This is a genomic window from uncultured Campylobacter sp. (assembly GCF_938018145.1).
In the GTDB taxonomy this organism is placed as follows: Bacteria; Campylobacterota; Campylobacteria; order Campylobacterales; family Campylobacteraceae; genus Campylobacter_A.
Map to the genome: position 1 here is coordinate 1 of NZ_CALIII010000142.1, position 14,844 is coordinate 14,844.

General features: G+C 43.3%; 25 protein-coding genes, 2 tRNA genes and 1 pseudogene. 19 read left to right on the forward strand and 9 right to left on the reverse strand.

Translation table 11 applies throughout. From position 1 onward, the window contains the following. The 6 genes and pseudogenes from Q0338_RS03145 to Q0338_RS03170 form a co-directional block, all read right to left on the reverse strand. Positions 1-389: pseudogene (locus tag Q0338_RS03145) on the reverse strand (site-specific DNA-methyltransferase); the annotation flags it as partial. Beyond that, entirely contained in the window at positions 386-550 is a 165-nt protein-coding gene (locus Q0338_RS03150) for a hypothetical protein (protein WP_298085490.1), read from the reverse strand. The gene Q0338_RS03150 and the pseudogene Q0338_RS03145, both read right to left, overlap by 4 nt. Next, positions 547-1,185 (reverse strand): hypothetical protein, encoded by a 639-nt coding sequence (locus tag Q0338_RS03155; protein WP_298085491.1) that lies wholly within the window; start codon positions 1,183-1,185, stop codon positions 547-549. Before Q0338_RS03155 ends, Q0338_RS03150 begins: the two co-directional genes overlap by 4 nt. After that, the gene (locus tag Q0338_RS03160; RefSeq protein ID WP_298085492.1) at positions 1,172-2,026 is read right to left on the reverse strand and encodes a phage replisome organizer N-terminal domain-containing protein; all 855 of its coding nucleotides are present in this window, start codon (positions 2,024-2,026) and stop codon (positions 1,172-1,174) included. Before Q0338_RS03160 ends, Q0338_RS03155 begins: the two co-directional genes overlap by 14 nt. Further along, complete coding sequence (locus Q0338_RS03165; RefSeq protein WP_298085493.1) at positions 2,023-2,259, reverse strand: helix-turn-helix domain-containing protein; 237 nt, start codon at positions 2,257-2,259, stop codon at positions 2,023-2,025. The genes Q0338_RS03160 and Q0338_RS03165 overlap by 4 nt, the downstream gene beginning before the upstream one ends. A gap of 201 nt (positions 2,260-2,460) precedes the next feature. Continuing rightward, the gene (locus tag Q0338_RS03170) at positions 2,461-2,730 is read right to left on the reverse strand and encodes a hypothetical protein (protein ID WP_298085494.1); all 270 of its coding nucleotides are present in this window, start codon (positions 2,728-2,730) and stop codon (positions 2,461-2,463) included. A gap of 177 nt (positions 2,731-2,907) precedes the next feature. Here Q0338_RS03170 and Q0338_RS03175 point away from each other — a divergent pair, with 177 nt between their 5' ends. After that, complete coding sequence (locus tag Q0338_RS03175; protein ID WP_298085495.1) at positions 2,908-3,102, forward strand: hypothetical protein; 195 nt, start codon at positions 2,908-2,910, stop codon at positions 3,100-3,102. Here the strand turns inward: Q0338_RS03175 and Q0338_RS03180 are convergent. Further along, positions 3,071-3,271 carry a hypothetical protein gene (locus Q0338_RS03180; RefSeq protein ID WP_298085496.1) on the reverse strand — a complete coding sequence of 67 codons (201 nt, stop codon included), beginning with the start codon at positions 3,269-3,271 and terminating at the stop codon, positions 3,071-3,073. The two genes, Q0338_RS03175 and Q0338_RS03180, sit on opposite strands and share 32 nt — an antisense overlap. 347 nt (positions 3,272-3,618) lie before the next feature. Between Q0338_RS03180 and Q0338_RS03185 the strand changes: the two genes are divergently transcribed. Genes Q0338_RS03185 through Q0338_RS03200 form a run of 4 tightly spaced genes read left to right on the forward strand, consistent with a single transcriptional unit; the run spans position 3,619 to position 5,895 of the window. Continuing rightward, a complete protein-coding gene (locus Q0338_RS03185; protein WP_298085497.1) occupies positions 3,619-4,344 on the forward strand; it encodes a LexA family transcriptional regulator in 726 nt (241 codons plus the stop codon). Between the two features lie 55 nt (positions 4,345-4,399). Continuing rightward, positions 4,400-4,912: a hypothetical protein gene (locus Q0338_RS03190; protein WP_298085498.1), complete on the forward strand. Its 513-nt coding sequence runs from the start codon at positions 4,400-4,402 to the stop codon at positions 4,910-4,912. Next, complete coding sequence (locus Q0338_RS03195) at positions 4,899-5,465, forward strand: ImmA/IrrE family metallo-endopeptidase (protein ID WP_298085499.1); 567 nt, start codon at positions 4,899-4,901, stop codon at positions 5,463-5,465. Before Q0338_RS03190 ends, Q0338_RS03195 begins: the two co-directional genes overlap by 14 nt. Further along, positions 5,458-5,895 (forward strand): thermonuclease family protein, encoded by a 438-nt coding sequence (locus tag Q0338_RS03200; RefSeq protein ID WP_298085500.1) that lies wholly within the window; start codon positions 5,458-5,460, stop codon positions 5,893-5,895. The genes Q0338_RS03195 and Q0338_RS03200 overlap by 8 nt, the downstream gene beginning before the upstream one ends. On the opposite strand, the gene Q0338_RS03205 is transcribed toward Q0338_RS03200, so the two are convergent. Next, positions 5,892-6,176: a hypothetical protein gene (locus tag Q0338_RS03205; protein ID WP_298085501.1), complete on the reverse strand. Its 285-nt coding sequence runs from the start codon at positions 6,174-6,176 to the stop codon at positions 5,892-5,894. The two genes, Q0338_RS03200 and Q0338_RS03205, sit on opposite strands and share 4 nt — an antisense overlap. Before the next feature lie 513 nt (positions 6,177-6,689). Further along, entirely contained in the window at positions 6,690-6,962 is a 273-nt protein-coding gene (locus Q0338_RS03210; RefSeq protein WP_298085502.1) for a hypothetical protein, read from the reverse strand. A gap of 75 nt (positions 6,963-7,037) precedes the next feature. Here Q0338_RS03210 and Q0338_RS03215 point away from each other — a divergent pair. From Q0338_RS03215 to Q0338_RS03280, 14 genes are all read left to right on the forward strand, one after another. Further along, positions 7,038-7,118, forward strand: a tRNA-OTHER gene (locus Q0338_RS03215). Between the two features lie 130 nt (positions 7,119-7,248). Further along, positions 7,249-7,324, forward strand: a tRNA-Trp gene (locus Q0338_RS03220). A gap of 58 nt (positions 7,325-7,382) precedes the next feature. After that, positions 7,383-7,697 carry a hypothetical protein gene (locus Q0338_RS03225; protein WP_122866977.1) on the forward strand — a complete coding sequence of 105 codons (315 nt, stop codon included), beginning with the start codon at positions 7,383-7,385 and terminating at the stop codon, positions 7,695-7,697. Between the two features lie 19 nt (positions 7,698-7,716). Continuing rightward, positions 7,717-8,487 carry a DUF2303 family protein gene (locus Q0338_RS03230; protein WP_298085503.1) on the forward strand — a complete coding sequence of 257 codons (771 nt, stop codon included), beginning with the start codon at positions 7,717-7,719 and terminating at the stop codon, positions 8,485-8,487. A 265-nt stretch (positions 8,488-8,752) separates the two neighbouring features. Next, positions 8,753-9,067 (forward strand): hypothetical protein, encoded by a 315-nt coding sequence (locus Q0338_RS03235; RefSeq protein ID WP_298085504.1) that lies wholly within the window; start codon positions 8,753-8,755, stop codon positions 9,065-9,067. Next, complete coding sequence (locus tag Q0338_RS03240) at positions 9,061-9,474, forward strand: YopX family protein (protein ID WP_298085505.1); 414 nt, start codon at positions 9,061-9,063, stop codon at positions 9,472-9,474. The genes Q0338_RS03235 and Q0338_RS03240 overlap by 7 nt, the downstream gene beginning before the upstream one ends. 119 nt (positions 9,475-9,593) lie before the next feature. Then, complete coding sequence (locus Q0338_RS03245) at positions 9,594-10,433, forward strand: PD-(D/E)XK nuclease-like domain-containing protein (protein WP_298085506.1); 840 nt, start codon at positions 9,594-9,596, stop codon at positions 10,431-10,433. An 18-nt stretch (positions 10,434-10,451) separates the two neighbouring features. Beyond that, complete coding sequence (locus Q0338_RS03250) at positions 10,452-11,471, forward strand: recombinase RecT (protein WP_298085507.1); 1,020 nt, start codon at positions 10,452-10,454, stop codon at positions 11,469-11,471. 1 nt (position 11,472) lies between these two features. Next, positions 11,473-11,958 carry a single-stranded DNA-binding protein gene (gene ssb / locus Q0338_RS03255; RefSeq protein ID WP_298085508.1) on the forward strand — a complete coding sequence of 162 codons (486 nt, stop codon included), beginning with the start codon at positions 11,473-11,475 and terminating at the stop codon, positions 11,956-11,958. A 9-nt stretch (positions 11,959-11,967) separates the two neighbouring features. Then, positions 11,968-12,309 (forward strand): hypothetical protein, encoded by a 342-nt coding sequence (locus tag Q0338_RS03260; protein ID WP_298085509.1) that lies wholly within the window; start codon positions 11,968-11,970, stop codon positions 12,307-12,309. A gap of 54 nt (positions 12,310-12,363) precedes the next feature. After that, positions 12,364-12,696, forward strand: coding sequence for a hypothetical protein (locus tag Q0338_RS03265; RefSeq protein WP_298085510.1), 333 nt, complete (start codon positions 12,364-12,366; stop codon positions 12,694-12,696). Between the two features lie 4 nt (positions 12,697-12,700). Next, on the forward strand, positions 12,701-13,627 hold the full coding sequence (locus Q0338_RS03270; RefSeq protein ID WP_298085511.1) for a P63C domain-containing protein: 927 nt from the start codon (positions 12,701-12,703) through the stop codon (positions 13,625-13,627). Continuing rightward, positions 13,624-13,860 carry a helix-turn-helix transcriptional regulator gene (locus tag Q0338_RS03275; RefSeq protein ID WP_298085512.1) on the forward strand — a complete coding sequence of 79 codons (237 nt, stop codon included), beginning with the start codon at positions 13,624-13,626 and terminating at the stop codon, positions 13,858-13,860. Before Q0338_RS03270 ends, Q0338_RS03275 begins: the two co-directional genes overlap by 4 nt. 148 nt (positions 13,861-14,008) lie before the next feature. Next, positions 14,009-14,773, forward strand: a complete 765-nt coding sequence (locus tag Q0338_RS03280) for a hypothetical protein (RefSeq protein ID WP_298085513.1) — start codon at positions 14,009-14,011, stop codon at positions 14,771-14,773. The last annotated feature ends 71 nt before the right edge of the window (positions 14,774-14,844 follow it).

Below are 14,844 nucleotides of genomic sequence, written 5' to 3' on the forward strand. Positions count from 1 at the left end.
CTGATGTAGATTATATTTTCAACGTCGCTTTTAAAAGTGTTGTTCGTAAAAGGCGCGGCGTTAGGCTTGTGCCAAAAAAGCTCGGCCACGTTATAGCCCCTGTCGTATCCCCAGTTCATTATGCGCGGCTTTTGTTTCGTCGAGCAAAATATGAAAACATTGACTTTCTTGCAGACGCGCGCGATTTGTTCTAGCGTAGCCTCTACGTCAAAGCCTTGCGAGATTTTATCCAGCGCGCCGTTTTCGTAGACGGGGCGTTTGCCTAGTCCGCCGCCTTTGGTCGCTATTTCGTACGGCGGATCGGTCACTACCAAATCCACGCAGTTACCCGGCATTGAGCGCATAAATTCTAAGCAGTCGGTATTGTAAATTTTATTTAGCTCTATCAAAACAAACTCCCTTGCTCGCCTTTTATTCTTAGCTCGCCCTCGGTTAGCCTCTTGCACTCCCTGCCGCCTGCGACGAGTATTACGACTTCGCCGCTTTCAAAATCTACTAAAAGCACGTCGTAAAAGTTCTTTTGGTCATCCGGTCTAAATTCTAGTTTCATACCGCAGTCCTTATCGCCAGCATCGCCCCGACTTTAGGGTCGATAGGTAGCGGCGCGTCCGGGTCTTTGTTTATCTTGTCGATGATTTGATCTTGCCCTTTTTCGCGTAGTTCTATTTCTTGCTTTTTAGCTTGGTATCTGGTCGAGTTCTCTACGCTGATAAATTTAACCTCGCCTATGCGGTATTGATGATTGAATAGCCATTCAAACACTGCCTGCGTGTCCTCGCCGCTTAGCTTAGGATATTTGCCGTAGCTATTCACGGAAAATTTATTTATTATGTCGCCGTCCTCGTCGATAGCTAGCCGGACCACGTCGTAAAACGGCGGCACCCCGTAGCAAAACTCCTGCCCTTTGTAGGCTTGCCTGATAAAATCGATCATCGTCTCAAGGCTATCAAAGGCGTACTTGCCCTGCTTTATCGCCTCTTTTGCAAGGATAGTCTTATACGCGGTTATGGCTTTTTTCATCGCTAACTCTTTGCTTACGTACCGATCCAAAAATTGCAGCCTAAATTTGAAAAAATCCATAAGCCGGCTATCGGGGATGTCTTTGATCTCATCCTCGTAAATCATCGCTTGGACTTTATTGCACTCCACCGCTTGCATTATCAGCTCGACCCTATCTATCGCCATAATCTGCTCCTAGTTCTAGTATTTCGCACTCTATCGCGTCGTTGCTTCTAAAGCCAAAACGCGCTAAATCGTCGTAATCTGCATCTGCCGTTTCCTGCCCTTTTGCCCTCGTGGTAGGCGGTGATCCTCTTTTAGTTATTCGCTCCGCCTCGGACCTTTGCCAATTGCGCATAGACGCTCGCCAGTCTTTCATCGGCGCCTTACCCACCGCCCAACCTTTGCTTTCGTAGAAGTCGTAAAACGCAGAACAATCGACGAGATTTAAATTTGCCTCTTGTTTGTAGGTTTCAAGCTCTTTTAGGGTCGGTTTTTTAAATCGCTTAGGCAAGGGGTCAGGCTCTTCACGCGTGCGCACGTGCGTAGAAGCGTTAGCTTCTTCTTGCTCTATCTCTTTCTCTAACTCTATCTCTTTCTCTAGGGTTACGTTTTTGTTACCGGTTGTTACCGTGCTGTTACAATGTAACGCTTTAGCCTCTTTCTGTTTGGCTCTAAACTCCCTAACTCTCTTTGCGCTGTCGCATTCCCCGCCGCTTAGGCTTACCGCTTCGGGGAGTCTTACGTCGTCGTCTTCGCCCTTTTGCAACAGCCCCAAGCTCTCAAAAATAGCCATAGCGGCCTTGACGTTTATTTCTTGCTCCCTTATTTTTAGTGCGATCTCGGCTTCTATCGTCGGCTCTATGCCGTCAAAAAATATAACGCCGTCATCGTCTAGGCTTTTCAATAAAAGCTTAAGATAGATGCAGGTGTAAGTATCCCCGCCGGCTACGCTTCTTATTTTTAAAATTTTAGGATCATCGAAAAAATCCTTTTTAAGTTTTATCCAAAATAGTTTTTTATTCACAGCTCACCTCCCGAAATTTGAAATACGCCCTTAATTTTTTCAATGTAGCCGAGCTTTTTAAGCTTGCCTAGTCGTTTATACGCAGTAGAATTTGCTATACCAAAAAGCTTTGCAAGATTAGCAACGTCGTCAGCCGGGTCGCCAGCTAGGTACAAAAGCAGTCGCAAGTCCTCGACGCTCAACTTTTTATCGAATACCCACGTATTAACGCGTTCTTTGGTTAAATTTTTCATTCTTCATACTCCTTAAATTTCTCAACCGTCAGCCACGCAAACGCGACCGACACAAAAAGGCAAACCGCCAAAAAGCTCAAAATTATCCAAATCAAGAGTGCTAAGAGTTTCATCGTCACAGCCTAAATTTGAAGTAATTAATCAGCTCAAACAGCAGTACGCCGATCGCAAATGACGCGACAACAAATTCAATATCCGGCATTACGCTATCCTCTCGACGGCTTTTAAAATTTCCGCGCTATGACCTGTAACGGCGTCTTTTTTGGTGCCGATGACTGCTAAATAGCCTTGCGCTACTAGCTCATTGACGCGACCGCATACGCCGCATTCTTTAAACTTATACCAGCGCGCTATTTCTTGCCGTGTCGCGCCGTTTGGATGCAATTTAAAGCATTCATATACCTGCGCCCGTTTGCCGTTTAGAAACGGCTTTATGGCACGATATGCTTTTAATGAAGTTTCAGCGATCATTTTTTACCTCTTTAGGTTTATTCACTCTAAAAGCCCCTTGTGCTAAAATAGAAGTCCTCACAAAAATTCAACACAAGGAGCCATTACAATGAATACAAGGCTTATTATTTGACTTTCATTTAAGCCCTTAGTAAAATTCCAAGCGACCAAGCTAAGAAATTCAAACAAAGGACTTAAATGACGGACAAAGAAATAGCATTAGAGCTAACCAAAATCGTGATCGGTGCGGCCGGGTTAAAAACGCATACCGACACCGAATATAACTCGGAATACGGCGAGGCTAGATACAAAGACGTAGCCAAAACCGATATTGCAAAAGAAGCCGCGAGCATTTACAACGTTATTTTTGATGAAATAACGAAGCAAGCTTGAGCTCATCGTATCTTAGTCGCTCGTCGTAGTTAAACCTAGCTGCAATGAGCTTTATCATCTTAGTTTGGTCGTCTCGCTCAAATTTTCTTAGCTTTTTGCTTATTTTTCTAAAAGCCTTATCGAAACGCTTAGCCTGCACTTCGTAGTCTATTTTTTGATCTTCGTTCATTTATTCTCCTTTTTAGCCTTTTTGAGCTGTTTGGCTTCTTGCTCGGATAGCCAAGCGCGGATATTTTCCCAAGCGACGGCGGGGATGTCGTGGTTTTTTTCTAAAACTATCATTAGCGTGCCCGATGGTTTATGTTTGCCCTTGTTGCCTTTTGCTAGCAAACGCTTTACCCTATCAATTTTCAGATATTGCAATAAAATGTTTTTTAGTGTTTTGTAATTCATGATGTAAGTGTAGTATTAAAACCCTTAAGAGTAGTTTAATTAGTGTTGTGTAGAAACATTAACTAAGTTTTAAAATTTGGTATAATAGTGCACAATAAAAACACCTATTTGGGGAGGTAAAAAATGGCTAAGATGTTTGATTTTAAGCGCGCAAAAGAGATTATGCGAGAAAAAGGGATAAATCAAAGCGATATAGTATTTTTTCTTGCCGATCAGGGGATAAACTATACTTTGGACGGGGTAAAAAATTGGTTTAGAAAAGACGAAAAAACAAGGAATAACCCCGAAATTAAAACCTTAAGAGCCCTTGCCGAGCTTTTCGATACAAGCCTTGACGAATTAATAATCGGCGGATCGGACGCGCTTAAAGACTTATCGCTCGACAATATCGTGTTTTTATCAAAATCAGAAATGCGCGTCGGTGCCGGTAGCGAGGGAGTGTTTGATTTAGAGATGCTTAGTAGCGAGGAGCGCAAGGTCGCGGTAGACAAAAGTTTTATAAAGGGGCTAAACCCTGCAAATTTAAAAGTTTTTGAGGTAGTGGGCGATAGTATGTCTCCAGAATACGAGGAGAGCGATTGGGTTATCGTCGATATGGTAAACCACCGCTACGAGTTTATTAAGATAGCTGGCATTTACATTGTTAGGATCGGCGAGATCGTATATGTAAAAAGGGTCGAGTTTTTACCATACGGCAAAGTTAAACTTATTAGCCTAAACCCGAAATATGGCGACATATACCCGCACAAAGAGGGCTACGACGATTGGGAGATACTAGGCAAGGTTTGCGGCAAGATACATTATGAGGTCTATAAGGGGCTTACATTTAACGACTACGGCATCAAATAGGCGCCTAGTCGGTAGCTACTCCATAAATTCAAAGAGGTTTTAGAAAGGGGCAATATTGAACGAAGCTAATATAGATTTTTTATTGTCAGTAGCCGACAGGACGTTAAATTCTGCAAATTTGACGATTAGCAACGCAAACACCTTTTTGGTTTTAGGTGGCGTCTGTTTGGCCGCAATTACCATAGGAATATCTATTTATTACAATAGAAAGAATAAGCAAGCTATTAAAGAATCTATCGAGAAGGTTCTAGTAAAAATATCCCAAGATAGCTCTATAAGAAACAAATTGGTAGAAAGAATACTTGAAAACGATGAAATCCTAAAAAGAATTATTGAGTTAGATGAGTTTAAGAGACAGCTTGATATATCAGTGGGCGATATGGTTGTCGTCATAGCTAGTTACGAGCGCAACAAGGACATAGGAAGAGAGGATGATTTTAAGAATACCCATTCCAGGGGTGATATTTTCGAGGGGCAAGACTGTAAAGATAAAGAAATATTAAAGGATATTGATATTACAATAGATGATGAAGCAAATTTGGAAGGAGGAGAAAATGGCACTAAGTGATTTTGCTAATATGCGCTCAAAAGACATTTTAGCCAAGCTTAATATAACCCAAGCTCCGTTTGACCCTTTTGAGATTGCTGGCCTTATGGGTGTAAAAGTTGTAAAAACGCTAGATTGGGGAAAGGTAAGGGATATAAAAGATGGGCATATATACCTTGAAAAAGGCGAGCCTGTTATTTGGATAAATCCTCTCCGCCCCGAAAATAGACAAAAATTTACGCTAGCCCACGAATTGGGGCACTTAGTTTATGACATTTTGCCCAATATAGAAAAATATAAAGATAGCACCAACGGCGACTTTAAAGAGCATTATAGAAATGGGAATAAAGGACCGCGAGAAACAAGGGCTAACCAATTTGCAGCCAACTTGCTTATGCCGATATTTGCCATAGGCAAAGGCGTTGATGATATACATAAAAGCAGCGAAAAGCCTACAATAGATAAGTATATCGATGGCCTAGCTTCTATTTTTGAAGTATCAAGGCAGGCAATGATTGTTAGGCTTAAGGCTCTAGGGGTTATTTCGCAAGATTATATTTACCCGTATGTTTAAATTCTTGGCTATCCTCGTGATAGCCTCTCCTCTCTTCGCCCTCTCCGGCAAAGTCATCTCTGCCCACGATGGCGATACGATCACGGTATTGCAAGGCAAACAGCAAATCAAAGTAAGACTATTCGGCATTGACGCGCCCGAACTCAAGCAGCCATACGGCAAGAAGTCTAAGCAGTTTTTGGCAAATTTGATAGCTGGCGAAGTCGTAGAAGTCGAGGAAAGCGGCAAAGATAGATACAAGCGCACGATCGGCACGATCTATCTCAATGGTGCAGACATAAACGCCCAAATGGTAGAAAACGGCTACGCGTGGGCGTATCGCAAGTTTTCAAAGAAATACACCCCGCAAGAAAGCCAAGCGAAAAGCCAAAAACTGGGCTTGTGGCGAGATAAAGAGCCTATCCCGCCGTGGGAGTGGAGAAGGCGCTAATTTGGCAAAAAGCCGCCGTCCTTATAAAAAACTGGTCGTAATGTATAGTTTTCATTCTTATCCTCTACGACATTCCACATTCTGCCTGTTTTTGTATCTAGCATAAACTGGTCTGCTCTGGCTTGCGAGATCTGCCCCATCTTATATCTGCCATTGGTCTCTTTTACGCCCGCGGCATCCGGCTTTAGCCCCCCACCATAATAATAGACTGGAACAAGTATCGCGATATTGTCGTCTGTATAGTATGTTACCCAAGTTTTTCCAGTTTGAGTATCAACCATAAACTGGTCTTTCCGAGCGTCCCCAAGTTGTGAATATTCGTATCTACCGTCTTGATCGCTTATCTTTTCGCCAGCAAATACAATAGACATAACAATAAAGAATAATACACATATCCGCATTTATGCCCTTTAAAGTGATTTACAAGATTATACCATAAAAAATATTTTTAAAAGTGTTTTTTTTATACTCTTATTTAAGTATCTCTTAAGTGTTGTAATGATACACTTCTATTACCCAAACAAGGATAGGCGACCCACGCCGAGGTTACGTAACCTAAAGCTACGGGTAGCGCACTAGGGAAGCGATATTGCCCTAGCCAGATCAGCCCTGATCGCGCGTGTATATCAGAGCTTGAAAAATCCACGCAAAACTTTTTAACGTAAAGTGATATGAATTTATCTAAAAGGAAGCAGCATGCAAGAATTCATCATCAAAAAAGGAACTACGATAAAGATAAACGGGTTGCCTTTTACGCTAGAACAAGATACTAAAGTATCCGGAACTAGCGACAATTACAAATTGGCTTTTAACCAATCAGAGCATTTTTTGTTTAGCCCAAACCAAGCCGCATCAACCGATCCAGTTTGAATAACGACGAGCAAGTCGTTATTGTCGATTGCTTCAAGCAAGATATTCCGCGCCTTTTCTGCCGAATAATTGCTTTTAACGATCCAAGTGCTGTCTAGGCAATGCCACCAATTGCCTAGCTCTTTAATCCTTTTATAGAGCGTTTCGTAATCTTGCCCCGCTCTTCTTAAATCATAAGAAATTATAAGAGTATTCATATCATATCCTTTAAAATCGGCAACCCGGCAAATTCTAAATTTATATCGCTTTACGTTTTGTTAAATTTATTTATGGCGGACGTATGTTAATCGGAAAACTCTTGGACGTCCGGAAAACGAGCTTTTGGAATGCAGGTTCGAATCCTGCCGTCCGCCACCACAAAAGGTTTCGTAGGCTAACGCCGTTGATGAGTAAAAGGCAGAGATTGCCGTCAAACCGGCTTGACGGCTCCCACATTCGGGGGCAGTCATAGTTTAAGTAAAACGCTGACTTTCCTTTTTTTATATGGCGGTAGCTTAATCGGTAAAGCTGCGGATTCCAAATCCGTAAGATGTCGGTTCGACTCCGACCCGTCCTGCCACCAAACCAATAACCCGAGTCGAGCGAAAGCTCTAACCAAACAACACAAGGAGACAAAAATGGAACCGCAAATCGTAAGTAAAGATGTAGACGTCCTAGTTGAATGCCTAAGAAGTCTAGGAGCGGGTATGCTGCTAAGCCAAACCGCCAATAACCTAAAAGAAGCCATCAGCGCCGTAAAAGCTACGGGCAAAGCCGCTAGCGTGAGCATAAAGCTAAATATCAAACCCGACACTAACTCAGAGGGCGAGATCATAGTTTTCGGCACTACCGGCGTAAATTTACCGAAAGAGCCTATCAGGACGAGATTTTATGTATCAAACGACCTACTGCCGGTGCGCAATGCGCCTAACCAACTCGTAATGAGTATGTAAATTTTAAAAAGGACAGAAAATGCAAGAAGAAAAGAGTAAATACGTAGTGCCTAGCGTTATGCTAGACGAGGACAAAAGGGCCATACTAAGACACCAAGACTACGAAATATCCGAGGTTTTGCTAAAAGAGCCGCTTCGCAACAAATATACCGTAGACGCTCTTGACGTAGATAGCTTCGTTGATCTCGTCAATGAGTACAAAGAGCCGACCTCGAAGCTATTTTTCGACGACAAGAGCATAAAGTGCGTTGTAGATTTTAACTCTAAAGATAAAGCCGAGTTTTGCGAAAAACGCATAAATTTAGGATTGGGCTTTACTCCGTTTTACGAAGCCTTTAACCAAAGCGTAGGTAAAAATCTAGGTCAGCGCGACTTCGTATTTTTGCTTAAAAGCCTATTTGCGTACATTACCGCCATAGACGGCAAGCCAAACGACAATATGGACGTAATCGAGCTGGCAGAGAGCCTGCAAGCGGTCAAGAAATTTGACAGCGTGCAAAAAAACGCGAGCTCAAAAATCAGCCTAGACGTCGAAATCAAATCGGGCGCAAAAGAGACTATCCAGATGCCAAAAAACATCACTTTCACGCTACCGGTTTACGAGGCCGATACGGAGATCAGGGGCAAATTCGAGTGCGAGCTTTTCGTGAGTATCGACGAGGAGAAATTCGGGCTAAAACTAGTGTGCTATACGGCCGAGGCTTCAAGGCGCGAAGTGCTTGGAGAGATAGTGTCAAAGATTAGCCAAAAGTGCGAGGGCGTTAAGGCCTTTAAGGCGAGCATAAATTAATGGCGGGGCAACTCGCCCGCCGCCGTATCCTAAATCAAGCCCCGCAGCCTCCTTAAGATTGATAGGTTTTGCAAATACTAATATTCATCTTTGCGGGGTTTGCTTTAGGATACTTCAACAATGGGCTAGTCATCTCTAGCCCTAGAAAGGATAAGCCGTGTGGCTATTTAGGTTATTTAGGCGGCTATTGAGTTATTTCCAAAAAGGAAACAACTCGAAAAGATTGATAAAAAATATCAGGTTTTTAAATTTGAAAGGATAAAAAATGACACAAGCAAAAGCCGAAGCAAAAATAAAAGAGTATATGCAAGAGATTTGCGAGCGAACAGACGAGGACGATATTTACGGCGGGCTTGATAGCCTCTTTGAATACGAGGACGACACGGACGTAGTTTTGTGTATTCGCGAGTATTTGAGCGAATATCCGAACGAGCAAGTCGGCGAAATGCTGAAGGAACTGCTAGCGGATAGACGCAAGATCAAAGAGGAGCGCAGGGCTAGGATAGAGGCTACGACGGCTCAAATTTTAGAGCCGTTTCGAGTAATTACAGATGAATATGAAAGGATAGCGATATGGTAGAAATCAAATTTAGGGCATTTTTGCGCTCCAACCAAAGATTGCCAAACGGGATAACGTTAGGATATGAAAAATTTTCGAGGGGAATATATGAAGTAATGGATCTAAATCTTGCAAGCGAAATAGTTACGCTTTGGAGTGAAAAAGAGCAAACAAGCTTCGAGGTCTCTTTTCGCAAAGTCGAGCTCATGCAATACACGGGACTAAAGGATAAAAACGGCGTAGAGATAGCTGTGGGAGACGTCGTTAAAAAAAGCAACGGGGCGATTGGGCAAGTAGTATATCTAAAGGCGACCGCAGGCTATAAGCTCTACAGCGCCGGGCAGGTATTTGACATCTTTGAGTCCAATGCGCGATATTTAGAAGCTATCGGCAATATTTACGAAAACCCCGAGCTACTAAAAGGATAAAAGATGAGTATGCAAACATTTAAATTTTATGCCTCTCTATTCAAGAGAGGCGACGAAACAGACAAACATCTAACCGTCGGCGATTTTATCGCCTTTGTAAAATCATTTAGGGGGCAGAGATGAACTTTAAATACCCCCTAAACACAATGATAAAAGGGCTGTCAAACAAAGACTATCACGAGGCGGGCGGGCTAAGCTCAACCCGTTTCGATTTGATAAGAAAAAGCGTGAGAGCCTTTAAATTTAGGCATGAATTCGACTTTTGGAAGCCTTGTTTCGACGAGGGCACACTTTGCCACGACTGCATTTTGACGCCTGAAAATATCGAAAAAACCTACATCGAAAGCCCTACTGTTGGGCTTGACACAAAAAAGGCTGAGGCGCTACGAGAAGCCAATCCGGACAAGATAGTAGTCGGCAAAGACATGCTAGAACAGTATCAAAAGCTAGCAGCGTTTGTAAATAGGTTCGTGCCGTTTTTGCGATACGCCGAAAAGGAAGTGAGCTTTTTCCACCACCACAAAGACGCAGATTTGCTTATGCAAGTGCGCCCTGATATTTACATCCGCAAAATGGGGCTGCTTTACGATCTAAAAAGCACGAAAGCTAATAACAAAGACGAGTTTGAGAAGCTGGTCGAGCCGTATAATTACGACTTATCGCTAGCTTACTATACCGATGTTTTAAATTTGTGCGGGTATAAAACTTCACTCAAATACACGGGCTGGCTTTGCGTGCCTAAATCTGCGCCGCACATCCCGTTTTTAGTGCGAGCAAGCGAGGAATTGCTAGAAAAAGGCCGCAGCAAATACCAAGAGCTTTTAACGCGGTATATGGACTACATCGCCGCCGAAAAAGAATACGGCGAGGAGGATATGGAGCTTATCTACTCCGACATCGCCAAAGATGAGGCGCACAGCTACGAATACCGCAAAGAAAATTACATAACTGCAGCTTAAATTTGAAAGGATAAAAAGATGAACCAACTACAAACTAGGGAGCAAAACGCAAGGGATTTGGTAGGCTTAAAAATGAGCCAAATCCAAACGATATTAGGCGGAGATAAGGCTAAGGCTTCGATCTTTGCCTCCGCTATCGTAAATATCGCTAACGACAAAGACCTAAGAGGCTGCAACGTCGAAAGTATAGTAAATACGGCAATGCAAATAGTCCAGATCGGCCTGCATCCGAATAAGCTTTTCGGTCAAGCCTACGTCGTGCCTTACGGGGGTGTAGCGCAACTTCAAATAGGCTACAAAGGGCTTATTAGCCTAGGCTACCGCAACGGCTGGAAATTTAGGGCTATCGCCGTGTATAGCTGCGATAAATTCGAGATAAATTTCGCAGGCATAAAAGACGAGATAAATTTTACTCCTAGCTACGACGAGCGCGACGAAACGGACGGCGAATGGGTGTTTGATAACCTAAGGGGCGTTTTGGTATTCGCGGTAGATAAGCAAGGCGCGGAGTTTAGCGAGTTCGTCAGCAAGAAAAAGCTTGAAAAACTACGCCTAAAAAGCCAAAATCAAAAAAGCCAAGACAAACTAGCTCACATTTGGCTCGAATGGGCAGAGGAGATGTATAAAGCCAAAGCCATAAAATACGTTGCTTCGCGCCTGCCGATAAACGATAGCCTAGCCGAAGCGTTGAGTTTAGAGGACGAGCCGATAAGAGCCGAGCAATCAAAACCGCAAACTCCTAAAACTCAAAATTTAAACGAGCTTTTGAACAGTTCGGAAAAACCGAACAGCTCAACCGTCAAACAAAATTTGACAGTTGACGAAGCCGAATACATCGAAGCCGCGCCCGTTGAAGTAGAAATCGACGTAAATGAGGATGTGCTGCCGCTTGACGCATTGCAAAGCGAGCTAATGAACAGAGGCGTGAGCGAAGCCGAGGCTGAAAAGCTTTTGGAAAGAGTGTCGCCTGATGAAGCTAAGGCGTATTTAGCAGATCCAAACAGTATTGACGCGCTGATGGAAGATTTAAGGGGCTAAGGTGTTTAATAGAATAGTTTTAGTCGGAAATTTGACAAAAGATATTGATTTGCGCTACACCCAAAACGGTGCGGCGATAGGTAGCTCCGGCATTGCCGTAACTCGCAAATTTAGCGTAAACGGGGAGAAGCGCGAAGAAACGTGCTTTATAGACATAACGTTTTTCGGTAAGCAAGCGGAAATAGCAAATCAATACCTTAGTAAAGGTTCAAAGCTTTTAGTCGAAGGCCGCTTAAAATTCGACCAATGGACGGACAATAACGGGCAAAACAGAAGCAAGCACACGGTAGCCGTCGAGAATATGGAAATGCTAGGCGATGGGCAGCGAGCGGGCAATAGTCAAGGCGGGTATCCAAATCAACGTTCGCAGCAAGGAGCGCCAAAGAAACCGCAACAACCGCCGAAAGACTACGCCGCAGACTACGACGCGCCGGAAATAGACGTGGACGCCGACAAATACGATAACGACGAAACGATACCGTTTTAGGGGGCGGAAATGACTTACGGCGAAGCGGTAATGTTTCAAAAATCGACAATGCGAATGCAAAACGGCGTTTGGGTTAGCGGCCCGCTACCGGCACACGTCAGGCTAAGCGAGCAAGAAGCCCTAGAATACTACGGGCGAAAGCTTGACAAGTATTGGGCAAGCTTGCCGCCTAGGAAGCCCGCGCAAGAACCTACGCAAAAGAAGCGACGCAAAAAAGAGCCGTTGCCGCCTAGCGTGATAGAGCGTTTGCTAGAAATTAAGGAATTGGCGCAAAAGGGGCTAGAAGCCACGGCGATGACTACGAAAGACACCAAACTGCGCACTATAATCAAGCGGGTCGGCAAACCGTAAGGGCTTTTAAATTTAGGTTTTTGTAGAATTTGGGATTTTAGAAAAGGGTAAAAAATGGAAAATATTGATAAATTTGATATTTACAGCGGCAAGATTTTAGCATTATTGCTCGAAAGCTTCCCCGCTCCTGCAAGAATTGAACTAAGTAAAATCGCACAGGGCGGAGATAATAAATTTGTATGGGATACTGTGGGGGCTTTGCGCGAATATGGGGTTATTGATTTTGAGGGCTATGTTACCGACACAAACACTTTTGTTGGGGTAAAGTTATCAAAACGCGCAGTCGATTGCCTACGCTCCGACGTTGGAGACAAGCTTATGAGCGCAATAAAATTAGCAGATGATGAGACAATAAAAAATATTGTAAGAGCGGTAATAAAAGGGTAAAAAAATGACCGGTGAAAATCTAATCAAAGCCACGTGTAAAGAGCCAAAAAACGCCAAAGTAACTCACAAGGGCGACTGGAAAATCGCGGGCGACATCACGATAGAGTGCTACGTCACCGACGATAAGCGTCGTCTTTTATCTCTGCGCGGGACGGCTCGGGCTATGGATTTAAGAGGCGGAGGTAGCGGCGCATTGCTTAGAAATTTAAAAGCCGCTTGGATACAGCCTTTTTTATCGGACCATCTAAAAATATGGATTTTAGGGGCTGATACGCAAAGTTTGGGTAAAATTTCGGGTGTCGTCGGACCGGCGTTTATCCCGTTTGAAGCCGAGCTATTCGTTGATGTTTGCAAAGCTTACGTTATGGCGGACAATAGGGGTATTTTAAACGAAAATCAAAGCGCGATAGCAAAAAGACTGCTCCATATTATGTCTGCATTTGCCAAAGTCGGTATCGTCGCCCTCGTTGATGAAATAACGGGCTATCAAAAAGAGCGCGAAGAAGACGAACTTCAAAAGATACTTTCTAAATACATCTCCGCCGAGTTTTTAGAATGGACGAAGCGTTTCCCCGACGAGTTTTACGAGCAAATTTTTAGGCTCAAAGAGTGGGGCGAGTTTCAAACTCACCACAAAATGCCGCAAATCGTAGGCAAGATAACAAACGAAATAGTGTACAAGCAGCTCCCCGAGGGCGTGCTTGAGGAGCTTAGAAATAAAACACCCAAAAGCGAAAGCGGAAACAACTTATATAAATTTCATCAGAGCTTAACGCTAGACACGGGCATACCGCACCTTGATAAGCACCTAATATCCGTTATTACGCTTATGAAAGTAGCTGACGATTGGGACGATTTTATCTATCTTTTTAACAAATCGTATTCTAAAAACTATCAGCTACGATTTGATTTTGACAAGGAAAGCAAATGACCGCAGAGGAAAACATCGTAAAACAAGTCTGTAAAGAATTAAATATCACGCAACGCGAGCTGGCGGAGAAGATAGGAATGAGCGAGGGCGGCTTGCGATCCGCGCTATCGCTTGGCAAAATAACGCTGCAAGTCGAAAAGGCGTGCGAAATGGTTTTAAAAATTTACGAGCTTGAAAAAGAGCTTGAAAATTATAAAATCTTACAAAATGCCTTAAAATCGATGATTGTTTAATGGCTGGGATTTCCAGCTATTAAAAATCTTAATTCAAAACACCTTTTTGCTTTTTTTGTTTTAATCCACAACAAAAACTCTTGACTTCTGTTTTATAAACTGATATAATTCCCGCATAAATATTTTAAATCCAAACAAAGGGGATTAAATGCAGTCATTATTCCAAACAGAGCCAGCACAAGTTGAAATTCTAAATTTTCAAACCTTTACTTCTGAATACGTGGCAGAACGTTACGGCGTGAGCGAAAAGACAATCAGAGACCATAAGCGCGAGCACGCGGACGAAATAGTCGAGGGCATTCATTTCGTCGTAGCTAAAAACGACCGCAATCGCCCCGTCATCAAATGGACGCTCCGCGGCATTATCAAGCTGGGTATGTTTATCCGCTCGAACGAGTCAAAGGCGTTTAGGATTTGGGCTGAAAGAGAGCTTGAAAAAATAATCTTAAAGCAAGCACAGGAATACGCCCAAACTAGAGCGCGAAACCTAGCCCTAGCCGATAAGGTAAATTCCCTAGAAGCTTGCGCTATCAAGGACGCTAAAGACCGTCAAAACCAAATCAACGGCTACAAATCCCAAATATCTCAGCGTAACGCCGTGATCGTAAAGCTTAAATCCGAACTAGCCAAACGCGGCAAGATTTACGACGCGGAGGTTATAGAGCGCTACGAGCAAAAAGAGGAAAACCTGAGAGCGCAGCTACATAATGTCAAAGCCGAGCGAGATTTTTACTTTAAGCGCACGCAAGAACTTAAGCAAAAGCAAAATGTCAAAGATAGCGAAATCGTACGAATACTTAATAAGATACAAATCCAAATGGACGGCGTGTATAGCGAGATAGGCGCGGTTATGGCGTATGCAAACGACAACGACCGCTTTTTTATCGAGAGGAACGAAGCTTTAAAAAGCTAACCCCAAAGACTACTACCGCGGGATTAATTCCCGCTTACTACAAGGCAAAAATGAAAGAAGTAACGCAAGAT

Bases quoted from the DNA above. Each gene is read 5' to 3' on its own strand.
- Q0338_RS03150 (WP_298085490.1), bottom strand. From the start codon at position 550: ATGAAACTAGAATTTAGACCGGATGACCAAAAGAACTTTTACGACGTG.
- Q0338_RS03155 (WP_298085491.1), bottom strand. From the start codon at position 1,185: ATGGCGATAGATAGGGTCGAGCTGATAATGCAAGCGGTGGAGTGCAAT.
- Q0338_RS03165 (WP_298085493.1), bottom strand. From the start codon at position 2,259: ATGAAAAATTTAACCAAAGAACGCGTTAATACGTGGGTATTCGATAAA.
- Q0338_RS03170 (WP_298085494.1), bottom strand. From the start codon at position 2,730: ATGATCGCTGAAACTTCATTAAAAGCATATCGTGCCATAAAGCCGTTT.
- Q0338_RS03175 (WP_298085495.1), top strand. From the start codon at position 2,908: ATGACGGACAAAGAAATAGCATTAGAGCTAACCAAAATCGTGATCGGT.
- Q0338_RS03180 (WP_298085496.1), bottom strand. From the start codon at position 3,271: ATGAACGAAGATCAAAAAATAGACTACGAAGTGCAGGCTAAGCGTTTC.
- Q0338_RS03185 (WP_298085497.1), top strand. From the start codon at position 3,619: ATGGCTAAGATGTTTGATTTTAAGCGCGCAAAAGAGATTATGCGAGAA.
- Q0338_RS03195 (WP_298085499.1), top strand. From the start codon at position 4,899: ATGGCACTAAGTGATTTTGCTAATATGCGCTCAAAAGACATTTTAGCC.
- Q0338_RS03200 (WP_298085500.1), top strand. From the start codon at position 5,458: ATGTTTAAATTCTTGGCTATCCTCGTGATAGCCTCTCCTCTCTTCGCC.
- Q0338_RS03205 (WP_298085501.1), bottom strand. From the start codon at position 6,176: ATGGTTGATACTCAAACTGGAAAAACTTGGGTAACATACTATACAGAC.
- Q0338_RS03210 (WP_298085502.1), bottom strand. From the start codon at position 6,962: ATGAATACTCTTATAATTTCTTATGATTTAAGAAGAGCGGGGCAAGAT.
- Q0338_RS03225 (WP_122866977.1), top strand. From the start codon at position 7,383: ATGGAACCGCAAATCGTAAGTAAAGATGTAGACGTCCTAGTTGAATGC.
- Q0338_RS03230 (WP_298085503.1), top strand. From the start codon at position 7,717: ATGCAAGAAGAAAAGAGTAAATACGTAGTGCCTAGCGTTATGCTAGAC.
- Q0338_RS03235 (WP_298085504.1), top strand. From the start codon at position 8,753: ATGACACAAGCAAAAGCCGAAGCAAAAATAAAAGAGTATATGCAAGAG.
- Q0338_RS03240 (WP_298085505.1), top strand. From the start codon at position 9,061: ATGGTAGAAATCAAATTTAGGGCATTTTTGCGCTCCAACCAAAGATTG.
- Q0338_RS03245 (WP_298085506.1), top strand. From the start codon at position 9,594: ATGAACTTTAAATACCCCCTAAACACAATGATAAAAGGGCTGTCAAAC.
- Q0338_RS03250 (WP_298085507.1), top strand. From the start codon at position 10,452: ATGAACCAACTACAAACTAGGGAGCAAAACGCAAGGGATTTGGTAGGC.
- Q0338_RS03260 (WP_298085509.1), top strand. From the start codon at position 11,968: ATGACTTACGGCGAAGCGGTAATGTTTCAAAAATCGACAATGCGAATG.
- Q0338_RS03265 (WP_298085510.1), top strand. From the start codon at position 12,364: ATGGAAAATATTGATAAATTTGATATTTACAGCGGCAAGATTTTAGCA.
- Q0338_RS03270 (WP_298085511.1), top strand. From the start codon at position 12,701: ATGACCGGTGAAAATCTAATCAAAGCCACGTGTAAAGAGCCAAAAAAC.
- Q0338_RS03275 (WP_298085512.1), top strand. From the start codon at position 13,624: ATGACCGCAGAGGAAAACATCGTAAAACAAGTCTGTAAAGAATTAAAT.
- Q0338_RS03280 (WP_298085513.1), top strand. From the start codon at position 14,009: ATGCAGTCATTATTCCAAACAGAGCCAGCACAAGTTGAAATTCTAAAT.